Origin of the sequence: Stenotrophomonas sp. SMYL11, from assembly GCF_036320005.1 — a bacterium.
Lineage (GTDB): Bacteria > Pseudomonadota > Gammaproteobacteria > Xanthomonadales > Xanthomonadaceae > Stenotrophomonas > Stenotrophomonas maltophilia_A.
This window is the reverse complement of record NZ_JAWIRS010000002.1, coordinates 251,900-258,201: the sequence shown is the minus strand read 5'-3', so window position 1 is coordinate 258,201 and position 6,302 is coordinate 251,900. Positions and strand designations below refer to the sequence as shown.

Below are 6,302 nucleotides of genomic sequence, written 5' to 3'. Positions count from 1 at the left end.
CAGGGTGGGTCCGGTTGCAGGGGGCGCTGCAAGTACGTCCCTGTAAGCTCGGTCGCGCCATCCATGGCGCTCACGCCCCTGCAACCGGACCCACCGCGCCTTCGACAGGTTCCTGCGACCGGTTGGGACGGCATTCCGCAATGCTGTTGGTGGGTGTCGACCTGGGTCTACACGCTTTTTTCCCAAGGGTCAGAGGGGGTTCAGTGCCACGCGCTGAATGCGCGTCGTGGACGGGTAGACTGTGGCTCTTGCTCCCATGAATCCCGGTTGCCCGATGTCCGCCAAATTCCGCTGGTTGCCCCTGTTGTGCCTGGCCCTGGCGGGCTGCAGTCAGCTGGAGAATCCGGGCAATGTAACCGCTGCCGACAAGGCGGCACGGGCGCCAGCCAGCGATGGCGAGAACATGGTGTCGATCAATGCGGCTGACGCACCGCCACCGCCGGCACCGCCGCGCAGCCGGGCGGATCGGCCATGGCCGCAGGCGCAGCTGGAAAATGGTCGTGCGTGGATCAGCTGCAGCACGGAATATGCGGGCGATGCCGGCGATGGTATCGAACTGGAAGGCCTGCAGCGCGAGCAGATTGCCCAGGCCCTGGCGCCGTGTGCCGAGCGTGGCCTGATGCGTGTGCGTTACGCCGGCAAGATCAATCCGGGCTTCGCCGAAATGATGTGGCGACTTGCCGTGGTCGCCGACGAACAGAAGATCCACAAGCGCATCCTTGATCTGGACTCCAGCGGTGGCCAGGTGGAATCGGCGATCGTCGCCGGTGACAGCATCGGTGAATCGGGCTGGACCATCTGGGTGCGCGAGGGCTCGATCTGCCACAGCGCATGTGTGTTCGTGCTGGCCGCCGGCGACAACCGCCTGCTGTCGGGCAAGGTCGGCATCCACCGCATGATGCGCATCAGCTCCAAGGCCACCTCGCGCGCGGAACTCAACCGCGAGCTGCACGAGGTCTACGACAACGTGAAGGACTACCTGCAGCGCAACGGCGTGGCGGTGGGCGTGGCCGACCTGATGATGACCGTGCCCAATCGCAGCCTGCGCCTGCTGACGCCGGACGAACTGCGCCAGTACGGCCTGGATGGCACCAACGCGGTGCAGGACGACCTGGAACGGATCAAGCAGATGCGCGCCTGCGGCGATGACTTCGTGCAGCGCAAGGATGCGTTCCTGATCGCTTTCGACCAGCAGTGCAAGCGCGAAGGCGCCGACATGGAATCGATCAACAGCTGCGGCCAGGCACTGAAGCAGCGCTTCGGTTTCCCGGATGCGGTGTGCCCGGAAGAAAGCCCGCTGTCGGAGATCGATGTGGCAACGTTGCCGCCGGCACCGTCGGAGCCGCCGCCGGTGGCCGAACAGGCGCCAGCAGACACCGGCACGCCGGCCGCGCAGGCCGATGCCGCAGCGGTGGAAGGCAGCGCCCACGCGCGCTGACGAACAGCTCACCGCGCTGGCGTAGACTGCGGTTCTTTCCCGAGAACCGGCGGTGTCCATGAAGCGCGTGTTCCTGCTGCTGTCCCTGCTGCCCCTGACCGCATTGGCGCAGGCACCTGCGCCAGCCTCGCCTGCACCGGCGCCCGCCCGCCCGGCACCTGCTTCGCCAGCAGCAGCAAAACCGGCCACGGCCGGCGCACCGGCGTTGACTGCCGCGCAGCAGGCGCAGGTGCAGAAGCAGGATGCGGAAATGGGCGCGGCCGCAGTGAAGGCGGCGCAGCTGGTCGATGCCAACCGCGCAGGCGAGTTGTGGGATGGCGCTTCGGCCGTCGCGCGCCGCGCAGTGCCGAAGGCCGCTTTCGTCAGCCAGTTGACCGCCGAGCGCACGCGCCTGGGGGCGCTGGCCGGGCGTGGCCAGCCGACCATTACCCGGGTCAAGTACAGCGCCGGTGCCGCGGTGCCGGAGGGGCTGTACATCAACGTCAGCTTCCCGACCCGTTTCGCCAACAGCGCGCAGCCGGTGCGCGAGCTGGTCTCGTTCCGTTTCGACGAGGACCAGGTGTGGCGCCTGGCCGGTTACAGCCTGCGTGCGTCGGCACCATGAGGAGAATGAACGATGGCAACTGAATTGACGATGCTGGCCTGGTCGGTGCTGCTGGGCTTCGTCTACATCTTCGCCACCTCCACCGTGGTCACCCGCGAGCGCGGGATGAAGTGGAATGCCTCGGCACGTGATGGCGAAGCCCGGCCGCTCAGCCCGCTGGCCGGTCGCCTGCAGCGGGCCCAGGCCAACTTCCTGGAGACCTTCCCGTTCTTCGCCGCTGCTTCGATCGCAGTGGTGGTGGCTGGGCGTGGCAACGACACCACCGCATTGGCGGCGCAGGCTTACTTCTGGGCACGGGTGGTCTATCTGCCGTTGTATGCCGCAGGCGTGCCGTACGTGCGCAGCTTGGTCTGGCTGGTGTCGCTGGTGTCGATCCTGGCCCTGGTGTTCGCGCTGCTGTGATCGCGGCCTGATCCAGATCAAGGCCGCTCAGGTCCGCAGCGCTATGCTGGCGGCGACTGAATCAACGGCAGGAGGCGCGCATGCGCAGGATGGACGTGGTGGTGGTTGGCGCCGGACCGGCGGGTCTGTGTTTCGCGCGTGCGCTGGCCGGTAGCGGCCTGCAGGTCGGGCTGGTCGAAGTTCAACCACGCCAGGCCCTGGCCGAAGCCGCCTTCGATGGCCGCGAGATCGCGCTGACCCATGCCTCGCGGCAGAGCATGGAGCAGCTGGGGCTGTGGCAGCGCCTGCCGCAGGCCGAAGTCGCTGAACTGCGCGATGCCAAGGTGATGAACGGCGGCTCGCCGTTCGCGCTGACCTTCGCCAGCAGCCAGGTGGACGGTCAGCCGCTGGGCTGGCTGGTACCCAACCATCTGATCCGCCGCGCTGCGTGGGATGCTGTGCAGGGGCAGGACGGCCTGGAGCTGTTCGACGGGCGCAGGGTGCTGGGCGTGCAGGCCGATGCGCAGGGCCACGTGGTCAAACTCGATGACGGCAGCCAACTTCATGCGCGTTTGCTGGTCGCCGCTGACAGCCGCTTCTCCGCCACCCGCCGCATGCTCGGCATCGGCGCGCAGATGCGCGACTTCGGCAAGTCGATGCTGGTGTGCCGCATGCAGGTCGAGCGTGATCATCACCACACTGCCTGGGAATGGTTCGGCTACGGCCGCACGATGGCGTTGCTGCCGCTCAACGAGGGCCAGGCATCGGCGGTGATCACGCTGCCGCCGCGGCAGATTGAAGAACTGCTGGCGATGGATGAGGTGGCCTTCGGAGAGGCCATCAGCGGCTGCTTTGAGCACCGCCTGGGCCGGATGCAGCCAGTGGCCACGCCGCAGGCGTATCCGCTGGTAGGTGTGTACGCGCACCGTTTCGTCGGCGAGCGTTCGGCGCTGATCGGTGATGCCGCCGTCGGCATGCATCCGGTCACCGCACATGGCTTCAACCTGGGGCTGGCCAGTGCGCAGCGGCTGGCGCAGGGCATCGTCGAACAGCAGCGTCGCGGTGCCGACATCGCCGCCGCCGGCATGCTGGCCAGCTACCAGCGGGGTCACCGGCTGGCGTCACGGCCGCTGTACGAGGCCACCAACGCCATCGCCAGCCTGTATACCGACGATCGCCGCCCGGCGCGCCTGCTGCGCGCGGCGGGCCTGCGTCTGGCACAAGGCGTGGCACCGTTCAGGCAGCTGATCGCCTCGCACCTGACCCAGCGCGTGGCCTGAACCAGTTCAGATCAGCCCGTTCAGATCAGCCGGCGGCCAGCACCCGGATCTGGCTGTCGGCGAACTCGACCACCTGGCCTGCGCGGATCTTGCAGGCCTTGCGCAGTTCGACTTCGCCGTCGACCCGCACCTGGCCGTCACCGATGACCATCTTGGCCTCGCCGCCACTGGTGACTAGGTCGGCCAGCTTGAGCAGCTGCTTGAGTTCGACGTAGTCACCGTCGAGGTCGAATTCGAGAATCTGCATGGAGCGGGGTTCCTGGGGAAGGGCGCAGCCAGCGGCCGGGCCGGTGAAGAGGGCGCGTATTGTGCGCCAGCTTGGGGCATGACGGTACGCGCACGGCAGGCTGTACGCCTTGTTCAGGATCAATGCGGTATGATTCCGCTCTGAGCGAGTGAAATCTCCTCCAACCGAGCAGCGCCAGGGCACGCGATAAGAAGGGCGCCCAAAGCGCGGACCATCACCTTTTTTATCGCACTGCCAGGAAGACGGCAGTGTCTTCGGAGTTCCCCATGTCCCAAGATTCCCAAGCGCCGCTGCAGTTTGCGCAGCTCGGCCTGTCCGAGCCCGTGATGCAGGCGGTCACCGCCATCGGCTACGAAACCCCGTCGCCGATCCAGGCCGCTACCATCCCGGCGATGCTGGAAGGCCGCGACGTGCTGGGCCAGGCCCAGACCGGCACCGGCAAGACCGCAGCGTTCGCGCTGCCGGTACTGTCCAACATCGATCTGCAGCAGATCAAGCCGCAGGCCCTGATCCTGGCACCGACCCGCGAACTGGCCATCCAGGTTGCCGAGGCGTTCCAGTCCTATTCGTCGAAGATCCCCGGCTTCCGCGTGCTGCCGGTGTACGGTGGCCAGCCCTACGGCCAGCAGCTGTCGGCGCTGCGTCGCGGCGTGCACATCGTGGTCGGTACCCCCGGCCGCGTGATCGATCACCTGGACCGCAGCACCCTGGACCTGTCCGAGCTGAAGACCCTGGTGCTGGACGAAGCCGATGAAATGCTGCGCATGGGCTTCATCGACGACGTCGAAGCCGTGCTGAAGAAGCTGCCGGAGCAGCGCCAGGTGGCCCTGTTCTCGGCCACCATGCCGCCGCAGATCCGCCGCATCGCGCAGACCTACCTGCAGGACCCGGTGGAAGTGACCATCGCGGCCAAGACCACCACCTCGGCCAACATCCGCCAGCGTTACTGGTGGGTGAGCGGCATGCACAAGCTGGACGCGCTGACCCGCATCCTGGAAGTCGAGCCGTTCGACGCGATGATCATCTTCGCGCGCACCAAGGCAGGCACCGAGGAACTGGCCAGCAAGCTGCAGGCCCGTGGCCTGGCCGCTGCCGCGATCAACGGCGACATGCAGCAGGCCCAGCGTGAGCGCACCATCGCCATGCTGAAGGAAGGCAAGCTGGACATCCTGGTCGCCACCGACGTGGCTGCCCGCGGCCTGGACGTGGAGCGCATCAGCCACGTACTGAACTACGACATCCCGTACGACACCGAAAGCTACGTGCACCGCATCGGCCGTACCGGTCGTGCCGGCCGCAGCGGCGAGGCGATCCTGTTCGCCACCCCGCGCGAGAAGGGCATGCTGCGCCAGATCGAGCGCGCCACCCGCCAGCCGATTGAAGAAATGCAGCTGCCGAGCGTGGAAGCGGTCAACGACACCCGCATCAACAAGTTCACCTCGCGCATCAGCGAAACCCTCGGCGCCGGTGGCCTGGACTTCTACCGCCAGCTGCTGGAGCGTTTCGAGAACGAGCAGAACGTGCCGGCCATCGAAGTGGCCGCCGCGCTGGCCAAGATGCTGCAGGGTGACACCCCGTTCCTGCTGCAGCCGCCGGTGCGCGCCCCGCGTGAAGAGCGTGCACCGCGCGAACGCTTCGACCGTGGTGACCGCCCGGAACGTGGCGATCGCTTCGACCGCAACGAGCGTGGTCCGCGCTTCGAGCGTGGCCCGCGCCGCGACGACGCCGAAGGTGGTTTCGAGCCGCGTCCGCGCCGCGAGGTTCCGCCGCGTGGTGCGCCGGAGCAGGGCATGGAGACCTACCGTATTTCGGTCGGTCACCAGCACGGCGTGAAGCCGGCCAACATCGTCGGCGCCATTGCCAACGAAGCTGGTCTGGAAAGCCGCTTCATCGGCCGCATCGACATCCACGATGACTTCTCGCTGCTGGACCTGCCGGCACAGATGCCGCCGGACGTGCTGTCGCACCTGCAGAAGGTCTGGGTATCGGGCCAGCAGTTGCAGATGCGTGCGCTGGCCCCGGGTGAAGACACCAACCCGGCCCCGCGTCCGTTCAAGCCGCGCTTCGACAAGCGTGGTCCGGGTGGCCCGGGGGGCCCGCGTCGTGGTGGCCCGGGCGGTCCGGGTGGCCACGGTGGCGACCGCGGCGGTGACCGCGACAGCCGCCCGCCGCGTCGTGACGGCTTCAAGCCGCGCGGCCCGCGCAGCTTCTAAGCCGCACCTGCGGTCCTGTACAGCGCCAGCCTCCGGGCTGGCGTTGTCCGTTATGGGCCTGGAAAAGGGGATGGAGGGATTAAGTCGTTTATGCCCGGCAGTGCGCTTATGCCGAAAACGACTTAATCCCCTCCGTCCC

The 6,302-nt window shown here is 67.4% G+C and carries 6 protein-coding genes; 5 read left to right on the top strand and 1 reads right to left on the bottom strand.

The window, feature by feature from the left end:
• The first annotated feature begins 274 nt into the window (after window positions 1-274).
• The 4 genes from V3B46_RS05110 (at window position 275) to ubiM (ending at window position 3,703) form a co-directional block, all read left to right on the top strand.
• Window positions 275-1,438 carry a COG3904 family protein gene (locus tag V3B46_RS05110; protein ID WP_329891285.1) on the top strand — a complete coding sequence of 388 codons (1,164 nt, stop codon included), beginning with the start codon at window positions 275-277 and terminating at the stop codon, window positions 1,436-1,438.
• A 58-nt stretch (window positions 1,439-1,496) separates the two neighbouring features.
• Complete coding sequence (locus V3B46_RS05105) at window positions 1,497-2,042, top strand: DUF4019 domain-containing protein (protein ID WP_329891284.1); 546 nt, start codon at window positions 1,497-1,499, stop codon at window positions 2,040-2,042.
• Between the two features lie 12 nt (window positions 2,043-2,054).
• Window positions 2,055-2,444: an MAPEG family protein gene (locus V3B46_RS05100; RefSeq protein WP_154262871.1), complete on the top strand. Its 390-nt coding sequence runs from the start codon at window positions 2,055-2,057 to the stop codon at window positions 2,442-2,444.
• An 80-nt stretch (window positions 2,445-2,524) separates the two neighbouring features.
• A complete protein-coding gene (ubiM, locus tag V3B46_RS05095; protein ID WP_329891283.1) occupies window positions 2,525-3,703 on the top strand; it encodes a 5-demethoxyubiquinol-8 5-hydroxylase UbiM in 1,179 nt (392 codons plus the stop codon).
• Between the two features lie 25 nt (window positions 3,704-3,728).
• Here ubiM and V3B46_RS05090 read toward each other — a convergent pair whose 3' ends face one another.
• Entirely contained in the window at window positions 3,729-3,950 is a 222-nt protein-coding gene (locus V3B46_RS05090; protein WP_010486399.1) for an RNA-binding S4 domain-containing protein, read from the bottom strand.
• 266 nt (window positions 3,951-4,216) lie between these two features.
• On the opposite strand from V3B46_RS05090, the gene V3B46_RS05085 reads away from it, so the two are divergent.
• A complete protein-coding gene (locus V3B46_RS05085; protein ID WP_329891282.1) occupies window positions 4,217-6,163 on the top strand; it encodes a DEAD/DEAH box helicase in 1,947 nt (648 codons plus the stop codon).
• The last annotated feature ends 139 nt before the right edge of the window (window positions 6,164-6,302 follow it).